This is a genomic window from Pseudochrobactrum sp. B5, from assembly GCF_001939785.1.
GTDB classification, from domain to species: domain Bacteria; phylum Pseudomonadota; class Alphaproteobacteria; order Rhizobiales; family Rhizobiaceae; genus Pseudochrobactrum; species Pseudochrobactrum saccharolyticum.
Genome location: NZ_MOYL01000006.1, coordinates 215921 through 238176 on the forward strand (window position 1 = coordinate 215921; position 22256 = coordinate 238176).

Genomic DNA, 22256 nt, shown 5'->3' on the forward strand with positions numbered 1-22256 from the left:
TGCCTGAGAAAATGAATGCGGGTGTAACTGATGAGTGATGAAGATCGTCTGATTTCTGCGCAAAAGCGCGGGGAGGATACGGACACGGCTTTGCGCCCGCAAAGCCTTGATGATTTTGTCGGTCAGGCGGCAGCACGCGCTAATCTGAAAATTTTTATCGAAGCAGCCAAAACCCGTGGTGAAGCTCTGGATCATGTGTTGTTTGTCGGCCCTCCGGGCTTGGGCAAAACCACATTGGCGCAGATTATGTCCAAAGAACTCGGCGTTAATTTCCGCTCTACTTCAGGGCCGGTGATTGCCAAAGCCGGTGATCTGGCGGCATTGCTCACTAATCTTGAAGACCGCGATGTGCTGTTTATCGACGAAATTCATCGTCTCAGCCCTGCGGTGGAAGAAATTCTCTATCCGGCGATGGAAGATTATCAGCTCGATCTGATTATCGGCGAAGGGCCTGCAGCACGCTCCGTCAAGATTGATCTGGCGAAATTCACGCTGGTGGCGGCGACAACCCGTCTCGGTCTTCTGACCACGCCTTTGCGCGACCGTTTCGGTATTCCGGTACGGCTGAATTTCTATACGGTTGATGAGCTGGAATATATTGTGCGCCGCGGTGCGCGGCTGATGCAGCTGAATATTTCCGATGATGGTGCACGCGAGATTGCGCGTCGCGCACGGGGAACACCGCGCATTGCCGGACGTTTGCTGCGCCGTGTCCGTGACTTTGCGCTGGTAGCAAAAGCAGACATTGTCGATGCGAAGATTGCCGATGAGGCGCTGATCCGTCTGGAAGTGGATAATATTGGTCTCGATCAACTGGATCGTCGCTATCTCAATATGATTGCACGTAATTTTGGCGGCGGACCTGTGGGGATTGAGACGATTGCCGCTGGTCTGTCTGAACCGCGTGATGCGATTGAAGATATTATTGAACCCTATCTGATCCAGCAGGGCTTTTTGCAGCGTACACCGCGCGGCCGTGTCCTGACAGCACTTGCATGGCAGCATCTGGGACTGACGGCACCGACAGATCTGACTGCACGGCAGATCACCCTGTTTGAGGATGAAGCCTGATGCCGGATGTAACAGTTCCAGACGATTTAAGCGCAACTGAATCTGAAGTGATTAATGGCACGCTGACACCGGAAGGGCACCGGTTGCTGGCGCGGGTCTATTATGCCGATACGGATTTTTCCGGCGTGGTTTATCATGCCCGTTATCTGGAGTTTCTGGAGCGCGGCCGCACCGATTTTCTGCGCCTGAAAGGTGTGCACCATACGCAATTGGAAGAGGGACAGCTTGGCGAGCCGATTGTCTGGATCGTGCGACGCATGGAGATTGATTTCCGCTTGCCTGCCCGCATTGATGATATGCTGGTAATTGAGACTTGCGTGACCGAAGCCTCCGGTGCGCGGGTGACAATGCGCCAGCGCATTCAGCGCAAAAATGGTGAGCTGTTGATTGAAGCACAGGTCGAAGCGGCATTGATTAATAAGCAAGGTCGTCCGAAACGGATGCCCAAAGAGTGGAAAGCGCTGTTTACAGCTTAATTTTCGGCAGAGATTTTAATCATCAAGCCGGGACAATTGGGCGGGCATAATCCTGCGGCATTTCAAAAATCGGTTGTGATCGCGCAGGCAGTGCTGAATGTGGCGCTGGCTCAAAAACCGGCGGCGGAAAATCAGGCGCAGCACGTAAAATTGCCCGCAATAGTGCGAATCCTAACTTATCTTTAACCATAATAGTTCATCTTTAGTCCAAGACGGAGAGGTGAGGGCATGAATCTGCCTGTCGCCTTCCTTTCACCAAAATTAACCGTAAAAAGCAAAACAGCCGGTCATGCACAAGATTGTGTCCGGCACTATGCAGATACGGCGCAAAGCAATTCGGCGGGCCGTGCAGGCAAACAATGCATCCGGACCGCTTAAGGTAACAACAGATCGAAACGGTTGCGCAGAAAACTGCGCGGTGAACCGTTTTGCTTTTGCCGCCCGGTGATGAGCCGGGCGTTTGGATTCGAGGACAGGTGACAAATGGAAACGCTACCCATTGCAGCACATACAGCTGATGTCAGTCTCTGGGGACTGTTCATGCAGGCCAACTGGGTTGTGAAACTGGTCATGCTGGGCTTGCTGGCTGCCTCAATCTGGACATGGGCGATTATCGTCGACAAGACACTGGCTTATCGCCGTGCAACAAGTGCGATTGAGCGTTTTGAGCAGGTCTTCTGGTCCGGCCAGTCTTTGGAAGAATTATACCGCAATCTCGGTGAACGCCGTACCACCGGCATGAGCGCCATTTTCATGGCAGCGATGCGCGAGTGGAAAAAGTCTTTCGAAAAAGGCGCCCGTTCCCCGATTGCGTTGCAGATGCGTATTGAAAAAGCGATGGATGTGGCCTTGGCGCGTGAAAACGACAAGCTGGAATCACGCCTCGGTTTTCTGGCCACCATTGGTACATCCGCACCATTTATCGGTCTGTTCGGTACCGTTGTCGGTATTATGACCTCGTTTATGGCGATTGCCGCTTCCAAAAATACCAGCCTTGCCGTTGTGGCGCCGGGTATTGCGGAAGCATTGCTTGCAACAGCGATTGGCCTTCTGGCCGCTATCCCTGCGGTTATTGCCTATAACAAGCTGACCGCAGACTCGGCAAAAATCACCGCACGTATGGAAGGTTTTGCCGATGAGTTTTCGGCCATACTGTCGCGACAAATTGATGAGAAGCTGACGCCGCGCGGATAAATTATCCGGTTTGTGTGCGTCAGTCGTTTTAAATTCAGGCCGGATATCAGGTCAAAAGATTAAGGCCGGAAGGTTCCAGATATGGGTATGTCATTAGGAAGTCAGGGCGGAGCAGGCGGTCGTCGCAGACGCGGCGGCAAGAAGGCTCCGATGAGCGAAATCAACATCACACCTTTCGTGGACGTGATGCTGGTGCTGCTGATTATCTTCATGGTGTCCGCACCGCTGCTCACCTCCGGTGTGCCGATTGATCTGCCGGATACGCAGGCCAAGGCGCTGAATGCCGATACTCAGCCGATTACCGTGTCCGTGAATGACAAGGGGCAGGTCTATTTGCAGGAAACCGAGATCGACATTGCAGAAGTGGTGCCGAAACTCGAAGCTATCGCCAAAACCGGCTATGAAGAGCGCGTTTTTGTGCGCGGCGATAAAAATGCCGATTACGGTACTGTGATGAAAGTGATGTCACGTATTTCCGCTGCCGGTTTCAAGAATATCGGTCTGGTGACCCTCCAGGAGCAGGATAGCTGACGCCATCATGAAGGCAGGTCTGACTTCCTCAACACTCATCCATGTGGTCATTATCGGCTGGGGACTATTCTCGTTCTCTTCGCCGAAGCCTTTTGACATGACTGATACTGAATCCTTCCCTGTCGATATTGTACCGATTGAAGATATTTCACAGGTACAGCAGGGCGATAAAAAAGCGCCGAAAGCGGAAAAAGCAGCACCAAAACCAACGACTAAGCCGAAAACGGTTGAGCAGGCGGAAAATGCCGGTGACAGCGAGCTTGATCTGAAAACACCGCCGATGCCGAATGAAAAGCCGAAGCCTGTTGAAACCGCAGAAGCGGCTAAGCCTGCGGAAAAACCGGCTGAAAAGCCGGAGCCTGTACAGGAAAACAAGCCTGAACCAAAACCGGAGCCGGTTAAACCGCCTGAACCGGTAAAGCCGCCGGAGCCAAAAGTGGAGCCGAAGCCGGAACCAAAGGCTGAGGTGAAGCCGGATCCTGTTGCAGAAGCAATTGCGCAGCAGCCGGAACAGGCTGAAGAAGTCAAATTGCCGGATCGTGTTCCGGCGCCGGAAGCCAAACCGAAACCGCAGCCAACGGAAACGGCCAAGGCTGAGGATAAGAAAAAAGACGAGAAGAAACCGGAAAAGCCAAGCACGACCGCGCAGAATACGTCGAAAGATAAAGATGCGAAGGCTGACGAGGTTACCGCACTCCTGAACCGTGAAAAAGCGGCGGGCGGCGGAGCCAAGCGCTCTACCGACAAGGAAGCTTTCGGTGCCAAGAAAACAACCGGCGGAGCCAAACTCAGTCAGACGGAAATGGACGCTCTGAAAGGTCAGATCAGTGACAAATGGAGTATCCCTTCGGGTGTGGCCGATGCTTCTGACCTTCGCATTATCGTTAAGATGCAGCTGAACGAAGACGGCTCGATTAACGGCTCGCCGGAAGTCACCTATACGGGCGGCGATTCTATCGTTGGCCGTGCGGCAGCAGACAGTGCGCGGCGTGCGGTGATGCGTGCAGCGCCTTACAATCTGCCGCGGGATAAATATGAAACCTGGGCGACGGTCATCGTGAATTTTGACCCGAGCGAAATGTTCTAAACGGAATACGGACCGGCGCTGCGTAGCGCCGGTTTCAGGGGCTTTCTGTGAAGCTCTTCAATATCAAAGCATGTGAGACGTCTCACAGAACCAAATATGATCAGGACAAACGAGGTCCACGCCATCATGAAAACACTGTTTAAAACCTTATTTTCAGTTCTCGCTGTCGCTGCGGCAGTGAGCACGGCTGCGGTGCTGCCTGCACGCGCCGTTGTGGAAGTAAATATTAACAAGGGTAATGTTGACCCGCTGCCGATTGCTCTGACCGACTTCTTGTCCGGTGATGCGCTGGGTGCGGAAATTACCTCTATCATCGCTGCGGATCTTGAGCGTTCCGGCCTTTTTGCGCCGATCGACAAAAAAGCATTCATTGAAAAAATCAGCAATCCGGATGTGGCACCGCGTTTTGAAGACTGGAAAGTCATCAATGCGCAGGCACTGGTTACCGGCCGCGTGACCAAGCAGCCGGATGGCCGTCTGAAAGCGGAATTCCGCCTGTGGGATACTTTTGCCGGACAGCAGCTTGCAGGCCAGCAATTTTTCACAACACCGGAAAACAAGCGTCGCGTTGCCCATATTATCGCCGATGCGATTTATGAGCGCCTGACCGGTGAAAAAGGCTATTTCGATACACGTATCGTGTTTGTTGATGAGTCCGGCAGTGCGCAGAAACGCGTCAAGCGTCTGGCGATCATGGATCAGGACGGCGCGAATGTGCGTTATCTTTCGAATGGTAAAGATCTGGTGCTGACACCGCGCTTCTCACCAAGCCGTCAGGAAATCACATATATGTCTTTTGCCGGTGACCGGCCGCGCGTTTACCTGCTGCAGCTGGAAACAGGACAGCAGGAACTGGTCGGTAATTTCCCGGGCATGACGATTGCACCACGCTTTTCTCCTGATGGTCAGAAAGTGGTGATGAGCCTGCTGCAGGATGATGGTAGCGCCAATATTTACACGATGGATCTGCGTTCGCGCACAACCACCCGTCTGACCAGCAGTCAGGCCATTGATACCTCGGCATCCTATTCGCCGGATGGTTCCAAGATCGTATTTGAATCCGATCGTGGCGGTCGCCAGCAGATTTACGTGATGGGTGCCGACGGCTCCAACCCGCAGCGCGTCTCTTTCGGCAACGGCAGCTATTCGACACCGGTATGGTCACCGCGCGGCGATCTGATTGCCTTTACCAAGCAGTCCGGTGGTCAGTTCTCGATCGGCGTGATGAAAACCGATGGTTCGGGTGAGCGCCTGCTGACAAGCGGCTTCCATAATGAAGGTCCGACATGGGCACCGAACGGCCGTGTTCTGATGTTCTTCCGTGAAAGCGGCGGTACATCCCGTCTCTACACGATTGATCTGACCGGCCGCAATGAACGCCAGATACAGACGCCGAATGCGGCTTCTGATCCGGCATGGTCGCCATTGCTGAATTAAGTTTGAGATAAGCTCTGTGTGCTGAATAGGACACAGAGCTTATTTTTGAGGGCTGATGCTTTAGTCAAATCAGGCTTTTGTGATAACAAGCCGTGTTTTTGCCGCATTGCTTTCTAGGTTGCCGATAAATGGTTCGCTTTGAAATCAGGGAAGAACCACTTGAAACTGTCTCTGTGAATGAGCCGAAAAACGGATTTTTGACGGAGAAATCTTGAGTTTTTATGCTGATTAAGTAACAATTAACCATGTTATTTGAACGGTTTTTAACCTCAATATGATTAATCATCTGGTTAGTCATATATCATGTAAACGCATTATTCTTAAGGAGTACGGGCCATGCGCCGTTCCCAGTCGATTGCCCGCAGCCCGTTTGCTGTTGCCCTTTTCCTGTCGCTTGCCGTAGCCGGTTGCGCCAACAAGAAAAACCTGCCGAACAATGCAGGTGATCTTGGTCTGAACGGCATGGGTGCCAATGGTGCTGTTGCCGGTTCCGCACAGGACTTCACTGTGAATGTCGGTGACCGCGTGTTCTTCGATCTCGATAGCTCCGTGATCCGCGCTGACGCACAGCAGACATTGTCCCGTCAGGCTCAGTGGCTGGCCCGCTATCCGAACTATTCGATCACTGTTGAAGGTCACTCGGATGAACGCGGTACACGCGAGTACAACCTGGCACTTGGCCAGCGTCGTGCTGCTGCTGCCCGTGATTATCTGGCTTCCCGCGGCGTGCCGGTTAACCGTATGCGCACCGTTTCCTACGGTAAGGAACGTCCGGTTGCAGTTTGCGACAATATTTCCTGCTGGTCGCAGAACCGCCGTGCAGTAACCGTTCTGAACGGTGCCGGCAGCTAATCTGCAGCTAAGAAATACGTGACTTTTCGCGATTTGTATTAATTGCGCGATAAAAAAGACACAGACTTATGGGAAAAGCGGCCTCAGGGTCGCTTTTTTCAGTTTGAACATAAAAGCCAAAATTTGGCCGCACTCAATTGCACCATTTCAACTGAGATTATAAAGATTGAACCGGTCCATCTGAGAATGTGATGATGACCCTTGGAACAGAATTCGGGCGCATGAGGTATTGCGAATGAAGAAAGCGATGAAAAGACTGGCTTTGGCTGTCAGTTTGGTGCCGCTGCTGGCTATGGCAACGGGCGGAACTACAGCCTTTGCTCAGGCCAGTGATCAGCGGGTAATTCAGTTGCAGGAGCAGGTTCGTGACCTGACCGGCAAGCTTGAAGAAATGAACTTCCAGATTTTGCAGATGCAGGAGCAGATGCGTAAAATTCAGGAAGATAATGAATTCCGCTTTGAAGAGCTGGAAAAAAAGAAAAAGGCCGACGCCGGTTCTGATCAATCCACACAAACAGCGGCGGCAGATTCTGCCGCTGTATCCTCTGACGGTGCTTCAGCAGATAAAGAACCGCGCCAGACGGCTTCGGCGAGTGCGGATAATGACAACACCGCTCAGGATTCATCTGATTTTCAGCCTGCACAGGATGCCAATACAGATAATTCCGCCGCTTCCGTTGCTACTGGTCAGCAAACGCCGGTTACAGTCACATCGCAGGCTCCGCGTGTGCTCGGCTCTATCCGCTTTGATTCCAGTGGCAATGTAATCGGCGGCAGCCTGAGTGACGAGCCGGCACAGCAGACAGTTTCCCTGCCGCAGACCGACAATCCCAACGAACTTTATAATGCCGCCTATCAGTTTATTCTTGCCGGTGATTACCGCTCGGCAGAAGTGGCATTTCGTGCGCATATCGACCGCTATCCGGCCGATCCTATGACATCGGATGCCCGTTACTGGCTGGGTGAAGCACTGTACGGACAGGATCGTTTTGCGGAATCAGCTACGGTTTTCATCGACAATCAGCGGGATTTTCCTGATTCCAAACGCGGTGCGGAGAATATGCTGAAGCTCGGTATGGCTATGGCCAAGCTGAATGACCGTGAAGTTGCCTGTGCGACGCTGGCAAAAATCAGCAGCCGTTTCCCTTCAGCTGCTCCGGCAGTGCTGAAACGTGCGGATGAAGAGCGTAAACTGAACCGCTGCTCATAAATATGGCACAGGGGGCTGACGCCGGATGCAGGGCACGGATGTGAATGCTGCGAAAACGGCAATTTCAGACGGTGGCACCGCTGCGTTCATGCCGGATTTTCTGCCGCGAATTTTTGCAGGCTTTGATCATGCGCTGGCGGGGCAGCATCCGTCGGTGATGATTGTTGCGGTTTCAGGCGGCAGCGATTCTCTGGCTTTGCTGCTGCTGGCCAGACTTTATTTACAAGAAAGATTACCGGAGTGCCGCTTGGTAGCGGTGACTGTCGATCACAGACTACGCGCGGAATCTGCGGATGAAGCGGCGGGTGTTGCTGAGTTTTGTCAGAGCATCGGCATTGCGCATCAGATTTTGTGCTGGACAGGCGATAAGCCTGTGAGCGGTCTTGCGTCTGCTGCCCGTTCTGCACGCTATGATCTGCTGGTGCAGGCTGCATGCCAGCATAAGGCCGCTATTATTCTGACAGGACATACGGCTGACGATCAGGTTGAGACATATCTGATGCGTCGGGAAAGAGAAGGCTTGGCAGCTGGTCTTGCCGGAGCTGAGCGCGGGCTTGCCGCTATGGCTGTGCAAACTCTGTTGCAAACGAAAGTTCTGCTGTGCCGCCCGCTGCTGGATATCTGGCGGGATGAGCTGAGAGGTTTTTTATCAGCACAAAATATCCGTTGGGTGGATGATCCTAGCAATGAGAATCCCGCCTATGAGCGCCCGCGCGTGAGGCAGGTTGCGAAAATGCTGGATAAGCCAGCTTTGTTGCAGGCCGTTGATGCCGCAGCAGTGCAAAGACGTGCAGATAATCACCGCGTGGCTGACTTGCTGAAACAGGAAGACAGCCAGATCAGGCTGCTTACCGGTGACAGTTTGTTTTTACCTGCCGGATGGGGCGCATCAGATCGGGATATTATCCCGCTGACACTGGGCTATTTACTGGCTGCTATCGGCGGGCAGGCTTTTTTACCGGCACTGCGGGATTGTGCTGAGCTTACCAACTGGCTTGATGAACCTTCAATACCGGCCGGACAAAGGAAAACCCTGCATCGCTGTGTGATTGAAAAATCCCGTCATGGAACCACTATCCGCCGTGAGCGACGTAATTTGCCCGTAATTCCATTGCAGAGGGAAGAAGAGGCCTTGTGGGACGGGCGTTATCATATCCGCAATGAGGGAACAGAACCGCTTGTCATTGCTGCGCTGAGTGAAAAGCAGTTGTCTGCTTATTTGCAACAGCACAAGATAGGTACAGGAGAGGGAAAACAGGGATATTTTGACCGCAACAGTTTGCTCGCTGCACCGGCTGTCTTTTGTGACGGGGTGGTGACCGGTTTTCCTGCATTGTCCGGTCTGGTTCCGCAAAGTTCTGAAGTTCGGATAAAACGCACTCTTGCCTGTTTTGACAGGGTGCTTTCCGGCCATGATTTTGAGGTCGCACAGGTTGTAAAAGGGCTTTTAACCATGCCTTTCAACCATAATTACAGGTAAATTCTGCAAAGAATGCAGAAGAATCACTTATGAAGCTGTACACCGCCTTGGCAAGGCCGTGCATCGAACCTATGTTAGGTTTGAATATTTTTCCGGAAAGCGCCAAAACGGCAGATGAGCCGGAAAGACGTTGGTAATCGATTGGACCCGAGATGAATCCAAATTATCGCAACTTCGCCCTCTGGGCGATCATTGCTCTCCTGCTGGTTGCATTATTCAACCTGTTTCAGAGTCCGGCGCAGCGCGCGTCGTCTCGTGAGATTCCTTATTCGCAATTTATTGAAGATGTATCGGGCGGACGGGTTAAATCCGTCACCATTACCGGCCCGCGTATCGTCGGTTCCTATGCTGATAATAATGCGACATTCCAGACCTATTCCCCTTCGGATGCCAGCCTGATCGGCCGCCTTGAAGAGAAAAATGTTGCGATTACCGCAAAGCCTGAAAGCGATGGCTCGGGATCGCTGTTCGGTATTCTTCTGTCATGGCTGCCTATGATCCTGATCCTCGGCGTGTGGATTTTCTTCATGCGTCAGATGCAGGGCGGTTCGCGCGGCGCGATGGGCTTCGGTAAATCCAAGGCGAAACTTCTGACTGAGGCGCATGGCCGTGTGACCTTTCAGGATGTTGCCGGTGTTGACGAAGCCAAGGAAGATCTGGAAGAAATCGTTGAATTCCTGCGTGATCCGCAGAAATTCCAGCGTCTCGGCGGTAAAATTCCGCGCGGTGTGCTGCTCGTAGGTCCTCCGGGAACCGGTAAAACTTTGCTGGCGCGCTCTGTTGCCGGTGAAGCCAATGTGCCGTTCTTTACAATTTCCGGTTCTGACTTTGTTGAAATGTTTGTTGGTGTCGGTGCAAGCCGTGTCCGCGATATGTTTGAACAGGCAAAAAAGAACTCTCCTTGCATTATCTTCATCGACGAAATCGATGCCGTCGGTCGTCACCGTGGTGCGGGCTTAGGCGGTGGTAATGATGAACGCGAACAGACGCTGAACCAGTTGCTGGTTGAGATGGATGGTTTCGAAGCCAATGAGAATATTATTCTGATTGCTGCAACCAACCGTCCTGACGTGCTTGATCCTGCGCTTCTCCGTCCGGGCCGTTTCGACCGTCAGGTTGTTGTGCCTAATCCGGATGTGAGCGGCCGTGAACAGATCCTCAAAGTGCATGTGCGCAATGTGCCGCTGGCACCGAATGTCGATCTGAAAGTTCTTGCCCGCGGTACGCCTGGTTTCTCCGGCGCGGATCTGATGAACCTCGTCAATGAAGCTGCACTGATGACTGCACGCCGGAACAAGCGTCTGGTGACTATGCAGGAATTTGAAGACGCCAAAGACAAGATCATGATGGGTGCGGAACGCCGTTCTTCGGCGATGACACAGGCAGAAAAAGAACTGACCGCCTATCATGAATCCGGTCACGCGATTGTGGCGATGAATGTGCCTGTGGCTGATCCGGTCCATAAAGCAACCATCATTCCGCGCGGTCGTGCGCTGGGTATGGTGATGCAGCTGCCGGAAGGCGACAAATATTCCATGAGCTATAAGTGGATGGTGTCGCGCCTTGCAATCATGATGGGTGGCCGTATTGCCGAAGAACTGAAATTCGGTAAGGAAAACATCACATCCGGTGCGTCATCCGATATTGAGCAGGCAACCAAGCTTGCCCGTGCAATGGTGACCCGCTGGGGCTTTTCTGAAAAGCTCGGCTATGTTGCCTATGGCGAAAATCAGGAAGAGGTTTTCCTCGGTCATTCCGTATCGCGTACGCAGAATGTTTCTGAAGCAACAGCCCAGCTGATTGATGCGGAAGTTCGTGAGCTGATTGACAATGCCTATGTTGAAGCACGCCGTATTCTGACAGAAAAGCATGATGCATGGGTCGCCATTGCTGAAGGCCTGCTGGAATATGAAACCCTGAGCGGTGAAGAGATCAAACAACTGATCGCCGGTCAAAAGCCGAACCGCGATACAGGTGATGACTCATCCTCATCGCGCGGATCGGGCGTTCCTAAAGCCGGTGCATCGCGCAAGAAGCCTGATGCTGAGCCGGAAGCCGGACAGGATATGAAGCCTGAACCACAGGCATAAGACTTGTACCGGTAACGACTGTGTTAAATAAGAACCGGGCTTTTAAAGCCCGGTTTTTTATTTCGTTGATCTGAACGGGCACGCTGTGTCATTCGGAGGCAGCAATTTAAATATCCTGAGCGGATCTGTTTACCAGATGATCAGTTTCATGGTCTGGATATTTGACAAGAGATATAAAATCGCTGCATTGCTAGTTTTAAGAGAAGCCTGTTTTCTGTTCTTTAGAATAAGGCAGGTATGGCACTGCGCAAAGAAAAGGCTTGAATATGTCCCGTAAATATTTTGGTACTGACGGCATTCGCGGTAAGGCTAATTCTTTTCCGATGACGCCGGATATCGCTATGCGGGTCGGTATGGCTGTAGGCTTGTCATTCCGCGATGGCGGACAGGGGCAGCGTGTGGTGATCGGCAAGGATACCCGTCGTTCGGGCTATATGCTGGAAAATGCGCTTGTTGCCGGTTTTACCTCCATGGGCATGGAAGTGTTTCTTCTGGGGCCGATCCCGACACCGGCTGTTGCCATGCTGTGCCGTTCATTGCGTGCAGATATCGGTGTGATGATCTCCGCCTCGCACAATCCTTATTATGATAACGGTATTAAGCTGTTTGGCCCTGACGGTTACAAATTGTCAGACGCGCTGGAATTGCAGATCGAAAAGCTGATTGATGATGACATGAGCGCGCATATGAGCAGCCATGGCGAAGTTGGTCGGGCGAAACGCGTTGACGGCGATATTTATCGTTATATTGAGTTTGCCAAACGTACCATGCCGCGTCATTTGTCGCTGAATGGTCTGCGTATTGTAGTCGATTGCGCCAATGGTGCAGCTTATAAAGTGGCACCGGCTGCTTTGTGGGAACTCGGTGCTGAAGTCATCACCATTAATAATACACCGAATGGTACGAATATTAATGAGGATTGCGGTTCCACCCATCCGGAAGGTCTGATCCGTAAAGTTCATGAAACCCGCGCCGATGTTGGTATTGCCCTTGATGGTGATGCGGATCGTGTGCTGATGGTTGACGAAAACGGCACCATCATTGACGGCGATCAGCTGATGGCTGTGATTGCGGAAAGCTGGTCAAAGAGCGGACGTCTCGTTGGCGGCGGTATTGTTGCGACCATTATGTCCAATCTTGGTCTGGAGCGTTTCCTCGGCGATCAGGGGCTGACACTGGCGCGCACCAAAGTCGGTGACCGTTACGTTGTTGAACATATGCGTGAGAACGGTTTTAATGTCGGTGGCGAGCAGTCCGGCCATATTGTGTTGTCTGAATTCGGTACGACCGGCGATGGTTTGATCTCTGCGCTGCAAATTCTTGCTGTTATGCAGGAGCAGGAACGTCCGCTGAGCGAAGTTTGCCGTAAATTCCAGCCCGTGCCGCAGATTCTTAAAAACATCCGTGTTGCCGGCGGAAAATTGCTTGAGAATAAAACAGTTATTCAGGCGATCGAAGAAGGCAAGAATGCTCTTGGCAGCACCGGCCGTGTTGTGATCCGCCCTTCAGGGACTGAACCTCTGATCCGTGTAATGGCTGAGGGTGACGACCATAGATTGGTTGAAACTGTCGTCGATGATATTATCACATCAATCAGAACAGCAGCAAAATAACGGGCTGATTTACGAATTTGTGTCTGTTTTCATATGCGGTAGGCTGTATCGCTCATATATAAAACTGAATATTTTCAATAAAAAGAGGGGCATTTTTTGCCCCTCTTTTTTATATGGTTACATGCGTAATTATTAATAAATATCGTGAATAAACAAGGTTAAGTAGCATTTAACCTTTCCGAATTATGGTGTGTCTGAGAATAGTCGTCCCGGTGCTACATGGCCGTGGAAATGCGATAGGACACGCTATGATGAACTTAAAGAATTTGCTTATCGCCGGTGTTGCAGGGCTGACAATGGCGGGCTCTGTTTCCTCGGTCTTTGCGGCGGATATCGTCGATATCCCTGAACCAATCATTCCTGAAGTGGTGGTTCCGCCTGCGCCTGTCGGCGGTTGGTATCTGCGTGGCGATATCGGTTATGCCGGTGCGAAATTCAAAGGTGCCAATTATGCGACGATTGACAAGGGATGTGGCAGTCCCTGCTCGGGAACCAGCTTTGGTGAAAATTCACTGGATGGCAAGCTGAAAGGTTCATTCCTGCTCGGTGGTGGTGTCGGTTATCAGGTGACTGATTATTTCCGTACAGATCTGACGGTCGATTATCTGACCCGCGCGAAGTTCGAGGGCTCAACCAGTGGTGTTTGTACTTCTGGCGGTAATGCAGTGGCTTGTTCTTCCAACGACACAGCGAAAATGTCGGCGCTTTCCATTCTGGCCAATGCCTATATTGATCTGGGTAATTTCAACGGTTTTACACCTTATGTCGGTGCGGGTATCGGTGGCACACGCATTAAATGGGGTGATCTGACCAATACGATTGATCCTGGTTTTGATCAGTCCCGCTCCACAGTTCATTCCGGTTCTGCAAGCTGGCGCTTTACCTGGGCTTTGATGGCCGGTCTCTCTTATGATCTGACCCAGAGCCTGAAGCTGGATGCCGGTTATCGTTTCCGCCGCATTGAAGGTGGTGAAATGTTCGGTGCAACAAAAGATATCGGTCGCGGCTTTGATCGCAGCTTTGATATTCACGATGTCCGCGTCGGTCTGCGTTACCAGTTTGGCGGTTACAGCCGTCCGGTCGCTTATAATGACGTGACAACACCGGTTTATAAGTAAGTGAATTTGTGCTGCGCCCTAAAAGGCGCAGCACAGTCCGCACAGATTTCCATTTAGTATTTCAGTCTCATGTGAGGCGGAAAACAGAATTACAGGATGCAGATGATGAAAAAATCTTCATTCACATCATTGCATAAAGCAGTGATTGCAGTTTTCGCACTATCCGCTGCAAACGGAGTGGCGCAGGCCGCCGATCTCGATCAGATTCTTTATGCGACACCTGTCGAACAGGACGTTTATAAGCCCGTGGAAATCGGATCGGGCTGGTATCTGCGCGGTGATATTGCCTATGTACCGTCCGATAATGTTAAATCTCGCCTGAAGGGCTATGACTGGGTGGGTGAAGGACGCGGCGACACCAAAGCCACAGCTGCTTATAGCGGTGGTGTCGGTTATCAGTTTACCGATAATATTCGCGGTGATGTGACTTTGGGCTATCGCAAGATGAAGATCAGCGGTGAGCCGATTGAAGCCGGTATCTGGGATGTGATGGCAAATGCCTATTACGATATCGGTAATTTCTCAGGTGTAACACCTTATGTCGGTGCCGGTCTTGGTATGGCAAAAGTCGATTACAAAGTGCACGGACCAGTTGGTGACTTCATTAATGGCCGTGATACGACCCGTCTGCAATGGGCGCTGATGGCCGGTGCTGCAATTGACGTGACCGAGAATATCAAATTTGATCTTGGTTACCGCTATGCACGTATTTCATCCGGTGATGCCGCAAGTGTCGGGTCTCTGACGATTGCGGATAAAGGTTTGGAATCGCATCAGATTCGCGCAGGTCTGCGTATGACAACCTGGTGAGCAGGTTAAAATCTCTGCTATTATTGAAATGCCGCGTTTCCATAAACGCGGCATTTTTTGTTTAGCAGGCGGCGAGCTGTGCCAGATGTGTGTTCATATCTGTTGCTTCACCTGCGGCATTGATCGTGTCGAAATAATCATGCCAACCGGTAGCCGCAATCGCTTCCAGCAAAGCTGTAACGGCTGCTTTGTCACTGAATTTCCAGATGGCGAAAAACTGCTGCTGTGCCGGATGGAGTTGAGACGAATCGGTTTGACCGAAGGCCAGCGGTTCAATGCCAAATTCAGACAGGTTGCTCATGCCTGCGCCAATGCTGGCGAAAAAATCCTGACGTTGCTCTGGCGACAGGGCAAGCCATGCCGCTTTAGGGCTGTATAATTCTGCAAGATAGTGGGTCATATCAGTCTCATTTACGGGGAGGATTATTTATTGAGTGTCCGCAAAGCGCGTTTGCAGATGTGGGCAGTAGAAGGTGAAGTGCTTTCCTGAAGCCAGCGGTCGCAAAGGGAACGTACCCAATCCGGTGTGGTTTTGGAGGCATCATTGAGCCAGTTGGCGACAGAATCCTGCACATAAATTTCCGGATCACTGTGCAGTGCTTCAAGGATAAGAAGTGCCAGTTCCGGCTGGGTTTTCAGCAGGTTAAAATGGGCGCACCATATGCCACGCGGACGGATGGCCTCGCAGGCATAGCGCCGGATTTTATAGGACGGATCATTCGTCCAAGGCTGCAACAGGCTGAAACTCAGTTCCGGTTGCGCGATCAGATCATTGCGCAGTGCCAGCCATGCCCATTCCCGCACGCCAAAATGATGATCATCGGCAAGCGGGCGGATCAGTTCCAGTTTTTCTTGCAGGGAAAGCTGCTGTTGCTGGGCGATGAAATAACAGGCCCAGCCGCGAATTGTATCTGATTGATGGATGGTCAGATCACTCAGTTTGATAGTTCCATGAGTGTGTAATAATTGTGCTGCCAGTGCCATACGGGCGGTGATACCAGCTGTAGTGCCGCTGAGTTGTTGATGCAATTCTGTCGGAATATCCGGAAAAACAGTCTGCATCAGCAGGGCAAAATCAATGGCAAGGCATTCCGTCAGTACGGTGGTTTCTGCTGTGCCGCTATTCAGCTCGGCCAGCCGTTCCGGTGTGATGTCGCTCATACGGCGAACAGATTTAACGGGTGCTTTGGTCATGGTCTGCCGGCTCCTGTGCCGCTGTCCAGATTTTACCCAGTAAGGTACTGAGCATTTGTTTCTCTTGTTCATTCAGCGGAGCCATCAGAGAGGCAATCCATTGTGAATGATCGCTCACCAGCGATGTTGCGGTCTGTTTTCCCTTGTCCGTCAGAGTCACGATAATAGAGCGGCGGTCTGTCTGGCTGTGATTGCGAATGAGAAAACCATCGCGTTCCAGCCCGTCGAGCAGGCCGGTTAAAGTGGCGCGGGTGATTCCGGCACGCTCTGCCAAAAGATGGGGCGCCAGACCTTCCGACTCTTGCTGCAACAAAAACAGAATCACAAAACGGCTCTCGGAGAGCTGATAAGGGGCGAGGCGTTGTGCGCAGCTCAGATCAATCATTTTGGCAGTACTGAGCAGCTCAAAACACAGGCGCATATTCTGATAATGACCTGTTTGCTGCGTTTCCGCACCAAGAAGAGCGCGATGTTTGATTTCCAAAATATCCATATGGCAACATATAGTATGGTGCCTAATTATATGTCAAGTTTATGCGGATGATGTAATTTTGTCGCAGATGATAAATTCTGTGACGGTTTCGTTTCTGACCCACTTGCGCGTGGCGTGGCTTTTATATAGCTTCGTCAGTGGGCCACTTCTCCCCAACGGGAAGCGTGCTATCTGAAAGGGTAGATACAAAATGACGACTTTTCCAAAGCCAGACATCCGTCCGGCTAATGCACAATTTTCTTCAGGTCCTTGTACCAAGCGTCCAGGCTGGACATTGGAAGCGCTCACAGATGCACCGCTCGGCCGGTCGCACCGCGCTAAACTTGGCAAGACAAAGCTCAAAGCAGCGATTGACCTGACCCGTGAAATTCTTGCAATTCCAGCAGATTACCGCATCGGCATTGTACCAGCATCGGATACCGGTGCGATGGAAATGGCTTTGTGGTCACTGCTTGGTGAGCGCGGCGTTGATATGGTCGCGTGGGAAAGCTTCGGTGCCGGTTGGGTCACCGATGTTGTAAAACAGCTTCAACTCAAAGATGTCCGCACATTTGATGCGCCTTATGGTGAAATTGTTGATTTCGCTAAAGTGGATTTCGACCGTGATGTGGTTTTCACATGGAACGGTACGACTTCCGGCGTTCGTGTGCCGAATGCAGATTTCATTCCGGCAGATCGCAAAGGTCTGACCATTTGTGACGCTACCTCTTCGGCTTTTGCGCAGGATATGGATTACAGCAAGCTCGATGTCGTTACTTTCTCATGGCAGAAAGTGCTCGGCGGTGAGGGTGCGCATGGTATGCTGATCCTTTCCCCGCGCGCAGTAGAGCGCCTTGAAAGCTATAAGCCTGCCTGGCCGCTGCCGAAAATCTTCCGCATGACCAAAGGCGGCAAGCTGATTGAAGGTATCTTCACCGGCGAAACCATCAATACACCTTCGATGCTCTGCGTTGAAGATTATCTGGATGCGCTGCAATGGGCGCAGTCGATCGGTGGTCTTCAGGGTCTGATGGCGCGTGCGAATAAGAATTTTGCCGTGCTCAATGATTTTGTTGAAAAGAGCGACTGGCTTGCCAATCTGGCTATTGTGCCGGAAACGCGTTCCAATACCTCTGTTTGCCTGTCGATCAAAGATGCGCAGGTTGCAGCTTTGCCGGCAGATGCTCAGGCCGCTTTTGCCAAAGCGATTGTAACGCTTCTGGAAAAAGAAGGCGTTGCCTTTGATATCGGCGCCTATCGCGATGCACCGTCGGGGCTGCGTATCTGGACCGGTGCAACCGTAGAGGCATCGGATTTGCAGGCATTGCTGCCATGGCTCGACTGGGCATTTCAGACGCAAAAAGCGCAGCTTTCCTAAGATCATTCATACGGCCGCAAGGCTATGAGCATTGTTAGAGCGTGATGTCTTTAGCTGAATAGTTATCCCGCTCTAATCTTTTGATTACGCATGATCTTATCCGAAAACCGGTTTCCCCTTTTCGGGATCATGCTGAGTACCCGCTGCAACTGTGTTGGGACGGTTGCGGCACACCACCCTTATTTTCTGCTATCACACAATTACGGAGGCCGTTATGGCACCTCGCGTTCTCGTTTCGGATAAATTGTCGCCAACCGCAGTGCAGATCTTCAAAGATCGCGGCGTTGAAGTGGATTATTTGCCGGATCTCGGAAAAGACAAAGAAAAACTGCTCGAAGTTATCGGCCAATATGATGGTCTGGCGATCCGTTCCGCTACCAAAGTGACCGATAAGCTGATTGCAGCAGCAAAAAACCTAAAAGTGGTTGGGCGCGCCGGTATTGGTGTGGACAATGTGGATATTCCTGCTGCCTCGCGCCGCGGTATCATCGTGATGAATACGCCTTTCGGTAATTCGATCACCACTGCGGAACATGCGATTGCGCTGATGTTTGCTGTTGCCCGCCAATTGCCGGAGGCTGACCAGTCAACCCGCGCCGGTAAGTGGGAAAAGAACCGCTTCATGGGTGTGGAAATTACCGGCAAGACGCTCGGTGTCATCGGTTGCGGTAATATCGGTTCGATTGTTGCGACCCGTGCCATTGGCCTCAAAATGCATGTGGTGGCTTTCGATCCGTTCCTCTCTGAAGGTCGTGCGGAAGAGCTGGGCGTTGAGAAGGTCGAGCTGGACGATCTGCTGGCACGCGCTGATTTCATCAGCCTGCATACGCCGATGACCGACAAGACCCGCAATATCATCAATGCTGAAAACATCGCCAAGATGAAAGACGGCGTGCGTATTATCAATTGTGCCCGTGGCGGTCTGATTGTTGAAGCCGATCTGGTTGCAGCCCTGAAATCGGGCAAAGTCGCCGGTGCCGGTATTGACGTGTTTGAAGTAGAACCGGCAACAGAATCCGAATTGTTTAATTTGCCGAATGTGGTCTGTACCCCGCATCTTGGTGCTTCGACCTCTGAAGCGCAGGAAAATGTGGCGCTGCAGGTTGCCGAGCAGATGGCTGACTATCTGATCAAAGGTGCTGTGACCAATGCGATTAACATGCCGTCGATCACTGCGGAAGAAGCACCGCGCCTCAAGCCGTTTGTAAAACTGGCTGAAGTACTGGGTGCCTTTATCGGTCAGGTAACGGATGAGCCTATTCAGGAAGTGGAAATCCTGTTTGACGGTTCCACCGCAGCCATGAATACCCGCGCTTTGATGAGTGCGGCGCTGGCCGGTCTGATCCGCCCGCAGGTCTCCGATGTGAACATGGTATCGGCGCCGGTAATGGTGAAAGAACGCGGTATTATCGTATCAGAAGTGAAGCGCGATAAATCGGGTGTGTTCGACGGTTACATCAAGATCACTGTGCGCACGACAACCCGCACCCGCTCAATTGCCGGCACCTGCTTCTCCGATGGCAAGCCGCGCTTTATCCAGATCAAAGGTATTAATCTGGATGCGGAAGTTGGTCAGCATATGCTTTATACGACCAATAATGACACGCCGGGCATGATCGGCTGGCTGGGTACAGTTTGCGGTAATCACGGCGTGAATATTGCAAACTTCTCGCTTGGTCGTGAGCGCATGGGCGGCGATGCGATTGCGCTTCTCTACCTGGATGAGCGTATTCCGGATGCGGTTCTTGATGTGCTGCGTGCCAATGAAGCCATTGTGCAGGCACGTCCGCTGGTCTTTGATATCGCTGCGGATTAATTAAGGCGTTAGGCCCGATTATCTAAAATGAACAGGCATCCCGGAAAGCGTTTTGTGCTTTTCGGGATGTGCTTTATCAACTGACGGGAAATTGACGAAGCATTCCGTCATATGAATAAAGGCAATGATTATGTCTGAGAATAAAGCGCCGCTGACTGCTGACTGGCGGCTGATGCAGCCATCCGACTTGTCGGAAGTGCATGATATGAGCTGTATAGTGCATCCGGATTTTCCTGAGGATCCTGCTATTTTTGCTGACCGGCTGAGTGTTTTTGCTGCCGGTGCTTTTGTGCTGCAGGGTGACAAACAATTGCTCGGTTATAGTTTCAGCCATCCGTGGATGCGTTTTTCCGCACCGGCGCTGAACACGCTTTTACATCAGGTGCCGGAAGGTGCTGACAGTTTCTATATGCATGATGTGGCATTGCTGCCGCAGGCACGTGCATTCGGTGCCGCACGCAAGCTGGTGACACTGCTCGTGGAAACGGCCGAAGCGCATGGTTTCGACTCACTGTCGCTGGTGGCCGTGAACGGATCGCAGCCCTATTGGGAAAAACAGGGATTCTCCGTGCAGGATGTGCCGCATTTGCAGGGAAAACTGCTTAGTTACTCTGAAGATGCCCGTTTCATGATGCGCAATCTGGCAAAATAAGCCAGTTTTTGCAGGAAGAGGTACGATTTCCGGCAATCGGGAGTCGCACTTTTTGTTGTGACGCTGTATAGAAGCTCACGTTCTGTAAAAAATACGGGCTTGCATAAGCACGCGTTTTAGAAAGAGCGGGCCTAAAGCGGCATGTGTCACAGGCTCGATTCAAATTCCAAACAAGCTGTACATTCTGTACTGAGGAGTTTTCTTCATGGCTAATGTGATCGTCGTCGGCTCGCAATGGGGCGACGAAGGTAAAGGTAAGATCGTTGACTGGTTGTCGGAACGCGCTGATGTAATCGTGCGTTATCAGGGCGGCCACAATGCCGGTCATACTCTGGTGATTGACGGTGTAAGCTACAAGCTGGCACTGCTTCCTTCCGGCCTCGTACGCGGCAAACTTTCCGTTATTGGTAACGGCGTTGTCGTCGACCCGCATCATTTCGTGACAGAAGTTGAAAAGCTGCGCGCACAGGGCGTTGAAGTGACCCCTGAAGTTCTGCGTATTGCTGAAAATGCTCCTCTGATCCTGTCTCTGCACCGCGAACTGGATGCGATCCGTGAAGACGGTTCTGCCGGTCTGAAAATCGGTACTACCAAGCGCGGTATCGGCCCTGCTTATGAAGACAAGGTTGGCCGCCGTGCCATCCGCGTGATCGATCTGGCTGAGCCTGAAAGCCTGCGTCCGAAAATTGAACGCCTGCTGACCCACCACAATGCGTTGCGTCGCGGTATGGGACTGGCCGAAATTTCCGTCGATAGCATCCATAATGAACTGACCGAAGTTGCTGACAAGATCCTGCCTTATGTGGATCAGGTCTGGAAGATTCTCGACGACAAGCGCAAAGCCGGTGCCCGCATTCTGTTTGAAGGTGCGCAGGGTGCGCTGCTCGATAACGACCACGGGACTTACCCGTTTGTAACTTCGTCCAATACTGTTGCCGGTCAGGCTGCCGCCGGTTCGGGTCTTGGCCCGACAGCAATCGGTTATGTGCTCGGTATTACCAAGGCTTACACCACCCGCGTTGGTGAAGGTCCGTTCCCGTGCGAACTGGATGATGCAATCGGTGAACATCTCTCGACCGTTGGTCGTGAAGTCGGCGTAAACACCGGTCGCTCCCGTCGTTGCGGCTGGTTTGATGCGGTTCTGGTTAAGCAGACTGTGCGCACTTCCGGTATTACCGGTATTGCACTGACCAAGCTGGACGTTCTTGACGGTCTGGACGAAATCAAAGTTTGCGTGGCTTATGAGCTGGATGGCAAGCGCATTGATTATCTGCCAGCCTCAATGGATGCACAGGCACGCGTCAAGCCGATCTATGAGACACTGGAAGGCTGGAAAGACACAACTGCCGGTGCCCGTTCATGGAATGAGCTGCCAGCACAGGCTGTGAAATATGTTCGCTATATTGAAGAGCTGATCGGCACGCCGGTTTCCATGCTCTCCACCAGCCCTGAGCGTGACGATACAATTCTGGTAACAGATCCGTTTCAGGACTAAAATTTCTGAAATCAGTGATTTGAAAAAGGCGGGATTTCGATCCTGCCTTTTTTGCTTTTTATGCCCCTTGATTGCGCAAGCGGAGTGCTCCATGTTGATCAGGGGACGATTTCAGGGTGATAGGGGACTTTTTAACGGTATTTTATCGTTTATGTTCGTCTGTAAGGTGTTGAATTACACAGTAAACTTTGCATTCGTTAAGACTTATGTTTAATAAAACATTCAGATTTCATCTGATTTTCTCATGAATAGGCTGATATGGCGCTGTGCAAAAGCGCTT

20 protein-coding genes are annotated in these 22256 nt (G+C 51.8%); 17 read left to right on the plus strand and 3 right to left on the minus strand.

Annotated features, from left to right (window positions below; translation table 11 throughout):
- Positions 1-30 precede the first annotated feature (30 nt).
- The 13 genes from ruvB (at position 31) to BKD14_RS16745 (ending at position 14969) form a co-directional block, all read left to right on the plus strand.
- Positions 31-1071, plus strand: a complete 1041-nt coding sequence (gene ruvB, locus BKD14_RS16685) for a Holliday junction branch migration DNA helicase RuvB (RefSeq protein WP_075657307.1) — start codon at positions 31-33, stop codon at positions 1069-1071.
- Positions 1071-1547, plus strand: a complete 477-nt coding sequence (gene ybgC / locus BKD14_RS16690) for a tol-pal system-associated acyl-CoA thioesterase (RefSeq protein WP_075657308.1) — start codon at positions 1071-1073, stop codon at positions 1545-1547. Before ruvB ends, ybgC begins: the two co-directional genes overlap by 1 nt.
- A 483-nt stretch (positions 1548-2030) precedes the next feature.
- The gene (gene tolQ / locus BKD14_RS16695; RefSeq protein ID WP_022710531.1) at positions 2031-2741 is read left to right on the plus strand and encodes a protein TolQ; all 711 of its coding nucleotides are present in this window, start codon (positions 2031-2033) and stop codon (positions 2739-2741) included.
- A gap of 81 nt (positions 2742-2822) precedes the next feature.
- Positions 2823-3272, plus strand: coding sequence for a protein TolR (tolR, locus tag BKD14_RS16700; RefSeq protein ID WP_022710532.1), 450 nt, complete (start codon positions 2823-2825; stop codon positions 3270-3272).
- Positions 3273-3279: 7 nt separating this feature from the next.
- Entirely contained in the window at positions 3280-4359 is a 1080-nt protein-coding gene (locus BKD14_RS16705) for a hypothetical protein (protein WP_075657309.1), read from the plus strand.
- Positions 4360-4485: 126 nt separating this feature from the next.
- Entirely contained in the window at positions 4486-5796 is a 1311-nt protein-coding gene (gene tolB, locus BKD14_RS16710) for a Tol-Pal system beta propeller repeat protein TolB (protein ID WP_022710534.1), read from the plus strand.
- A gap of 336 nt (positions 5797-6132) precedes the next feature.
- A complete protein-coding gene (gene pal, locus BKD14_RS16715; RefSeq protein ID WP_022710535.1) occupies positions 6133-6648 on the plus strand; it encodes a peptidoglycan-associated lipoprotein Pal in 516 nt (171 codons plus the stop codon).
- Positions 6649-6883: 235 nt separating this feature from the next.
- Positions 6884-7858: a tol-pal system protein YbgF gene (gene ybgF, locus BKD14_RS16720; RefSeq protein WP_075657310.1), complete on the plus strand. Its 975-nt coding sequence runs from the start codon at positions 6884-6886 to the stop codon at positions 7856-7858.
- A 25-nt stretch (positions 7859-7883) separates the two neighbouring features.
- Complete coding sequence (gene tilS / locus BKD14_RS16725; RefSeq protein ID WP_083647237.1) at positions 7884-9338, plus strand: tRNA lysidine(34) synthetase TilS; 1455 nt, start codon at positions 7884-7886, stop codon at positions 9336-9338.
- 152 nt (positions 9339-9490) lie between these two features.
- Positions 9491-11428, plus strand: a complete 1938-nt coding sequence (gene ftsH / locus BKD14_RS16730) for an ATP-dependent zinc metalloprotease FtsH (RefSeq protein WP_075657311.1) — start codon at positions 9491-9493, stop codon at positions 11426-11428.
- Between the two features lie 266 nt (positions 11429-11694).
- Entirely contained in the window at positions 11695-13041 is a 1347-nt protein-coding gene (glmM, locus tag BKD14_RS16735) for a phosphoglucosamine mutase (RefSeq protein ID WP_075657312.1), read from the plus strand.
- A 251-nt stretch (positions 13042-13292) separates the two neighbouring features.
- Entirely contained in the window at positions 13293-14159 is an 867-nt protein-coding gene (locus BKD14_RS16740) for an outer membrane protein (protein WP_075657366.1), read from the plus strand.
- A 105-nt stretch (positions 14160-14264) separates the two neighbouring features.
- Complete coding sequence (locus BKD14_RS16745) at positions 14265-14969, plus strand: outer membrane protein (RefSeq protein WP_075657313.1); 705 nt, start codon at positions 14265-14267, stop codon at positions 14967-14969.
- A 61-nt stretch (positions 14970-15030) separates the two neighbouring features.
- Here the strand turns inward: BKD14_RS16745 and BKD14_RS16750 are convergent, their stop codons facing one another.
- From BKD14_RS16750 to BKD14_RS16760, 3 genes are read right to left on the minus strand one after another with little or no spacing between them, the layout of a single operon-like run.
- Complete coding sequence (locus tag BKD14_RS16750; RefSeq protein WP_075657314.1) at positions 15031-15369, minus strand: DUF6616 family protein; 339 nt, start codon at positions 15367-15369, stop codon at positions 15031-15033.
- A gap of 23 nt (positions 15370-15392) precedes the next feature.
- Positions 15393-16163, minus strand: a complete 771-nt coding sequence (locus BKD14_RS16755) for a DNA alkylation repair protein (RefSeq protein ID WP_075657315.1) — start codon at positions 16161-16163, stop codon at positions 15393-15395.
- Positions 16144-16656 carry a MarR family transcriptional regulator gene (locus BKD14_RS16760; RefSeq protein ID WP_075657316.1) on the minus strand — a complete coding sequence of 171 codons (513 nt, stop codon included), beginning with the start codon at positions 16654-16656 and terminating at the stop codon, positions 16144-16146. Before BKD14_RS16760 ends, BKD14_RS16755 begins: the two co-directional genes overlap by 20 nt.
- Positions 16657-16846: 190 nt before the next feature.
- Between BKD14_RS16760 and BKD14_RS16765 the strand changes: the two genes are divergently transcribed.
- The 4 genes from BKD14_RS16765 (at position 16847) to BKD14_RS16780 (ending at position 21976) form a co-directional block, all read left to right on the plus strand.
- Positions 16847-18013, plus strand: a complete 1167-nt coding sequence (locus BKD14_RS16765) for a phosphoserine transaminase (RefSeq protein ID WP_075657317.1) — start codon at positions 16847-16849, stop codon at positions 18011-18013.
- Positions 18014-18227: 214 nt separating this feature from the next.
- Entirely contained in the window at positions 18228-19829 is a 1602-nt protein-coding gene (gene serA, locus BKD14_RS16770; RefSeq protein WP_022710547.1) for a phosphoglycerate dehydrogenase, read from the plus strand.
- Positions 19830-19959: 130 nt separating this feature from the next.
- Positions 19960-20481, plus strand: coding sequence for a GNAT family N-acetyltransferase (locus BKD14_RS16775; protein WP_075657318.1), 522 nt, complete (start codon positions 19960-19962; stop codon positions 20479-20481).
- A 205-nt stretch (positions 20482-20686) separates the two neighbouring features.
- Complete coding sequence (locus tag BKD14_RS16780; protein ID WP_022710549.1) at positions 20687-21976, plus strand: adenylosuccinate synthase; 1290 nt, start codon at positions 20687-20689, stop codon at positions 21974-21976.
- Positions 21977-22256: the final 280 nt, after the last annotated feature.

What these genes read in the sequence shown, in the direction of transcription:
- ruvB (WP_075657307.1), top strand. Translation starts at nt 31, where the DNA reads ATGAGTGATGAAGATCGTCTGATTTCTGCGCAAAAGCGCGGGGAGGAT.
- ybgC (WP_075657308.1), top strand. Translation starts at nt 1,071, where the DNA reads ATGCCGGATGTAACAGTTCCAGACGATTTAAGCGCAACTGAATCTGAA.
- tolQ (WP_022710531.1), top strand. Translation starts at nt 2,031, where the DNA reads ATGGAAACGCTACCCATTGCAGCACATACAGCTGATGTCAGTCTCTGG.
- tolR (WP_022710532.1), top strand. Translation starts at nt 2,823, where the DNA reads ATGGGTATGTCATTAGGAAGTCAGGGCGGAGCAGGCGGTCGTCGCAGA.
- BKD14_RS16705 (WP_075657309.1), top strand. Translation starts at nt 3,280, where the DNA reads ATGAAGGCAGGTCTGACTTCCTCAACACTCATCCATGTGGTCATTATC.
- tolB (WP_022710534.1), top strand. Translation starts at nt 4,486, where the DNA reads ATGAAAACACTGTTTAAAACCTTATTTTCAGTTCTCGCTGTCGCTGCG.
- pal (WP_022710535.1), top strand. Translation starts at nt 6,133, where the DNA reads ATGCGCCGTTCCCAGTCGATTGCCCGCAGCCCGTTTGCTGTTGCCCTT.
- ybgF (WP_075657310.1), top strand. Translation starts at nt 6,884, where the DNA reads ATGAAGAAAGCGATGAAAAGACTGGCTTTGGCTGTCAGTTTGGTGCCG.
- tilS (WP_083647237.1), top strand. Translation starts at nt 7,884, where the DNA reads ATGCAGGGCACGGATGTGAATGCTGCGAAAACGGCAATTTCAGACGGT.
- ftsH (WP_075657311.1), top strand. Translation starts at nt 9,491, where the DNA reads ATGAATCCAAATTATCGCAACTTCGCCCTCTGGGCGATCATTGCTCTC.
- glmM (WP_075657312.1), top strand. Translation starts at nt 11,695, where the DNA reads ATGTCCCGTAAATATTTTGGTACTGACGGCATTCGCGGTAAGGCTAAT.
- BKD14_RS16740 (WP_075657366.1), top strand. Translation starts at nt 13,293, where the DNA reads ATGAACTTAAAGAATTTGCTTATCGCCGGTGTTGCAGGGCTGACAATG.
- BKD14_RS16745 (WP_075657313.1), top strand. Translation starts at nt 14,265, where the DNA reads ATGAAAAAATCTTCATTCACATCATTGCATAAAGCAGTGATTGCAGTT.
- BKD14_RS16750 (WP_075657314.1), bottom strand. Translation starts at nt 15,369, where the DNA reads ATGACCCACTATCTTGCAGAATTATACAGCCCTAAAGCGGCATGGCTT.
- BKD14_RS16755 (WP_075657315.1), bottom strand. Translation starts at nt 16,163, where the DNA reads ATGACCAAAGCACCCGTTAAATCTGTTCGCCGTATGAGCGACATCACA.
- BKD14_RS16760 (WP_075657316.1), bottom strand. Translation starts at nt 16,656, where the DNA reads ATGGATATTTTGGAAATCAAACATCGCGCTCTTCTTGGTGCGGAAACG.
- BKD14_RS16765 (WP_075657317.1), top strand. Translation starts at nt 16,847, where the DNA reads ATGACGACTTTTCCAAAGCCAGACATCCGTCCGGCTAATGCACAATTT.
- serA (WP_022710547.1), top strand. Translation starts at nt 18,228, where the DNA reads ATGGCACCTCGCGTTCTCGTTTCGGATAAATTGTCGCCAACCGCAGTG.
- BKD14_RS16775 (WP_075657318.1), top strand. Translation starts at nt 19,960, where the DNA reads ATGTCTGAGAATAAAGCGCCGCTGACTGCTGACTGGCGGCTGATGCAG.
- BKD14_RS16780 (WP_022710549.1), top strand. Translation starts at nt 20,687, where the DNA reads ATGGCTAATGTGATCGTCGTCGGCTCGCAATGGGGCGACGAAGGTAAA.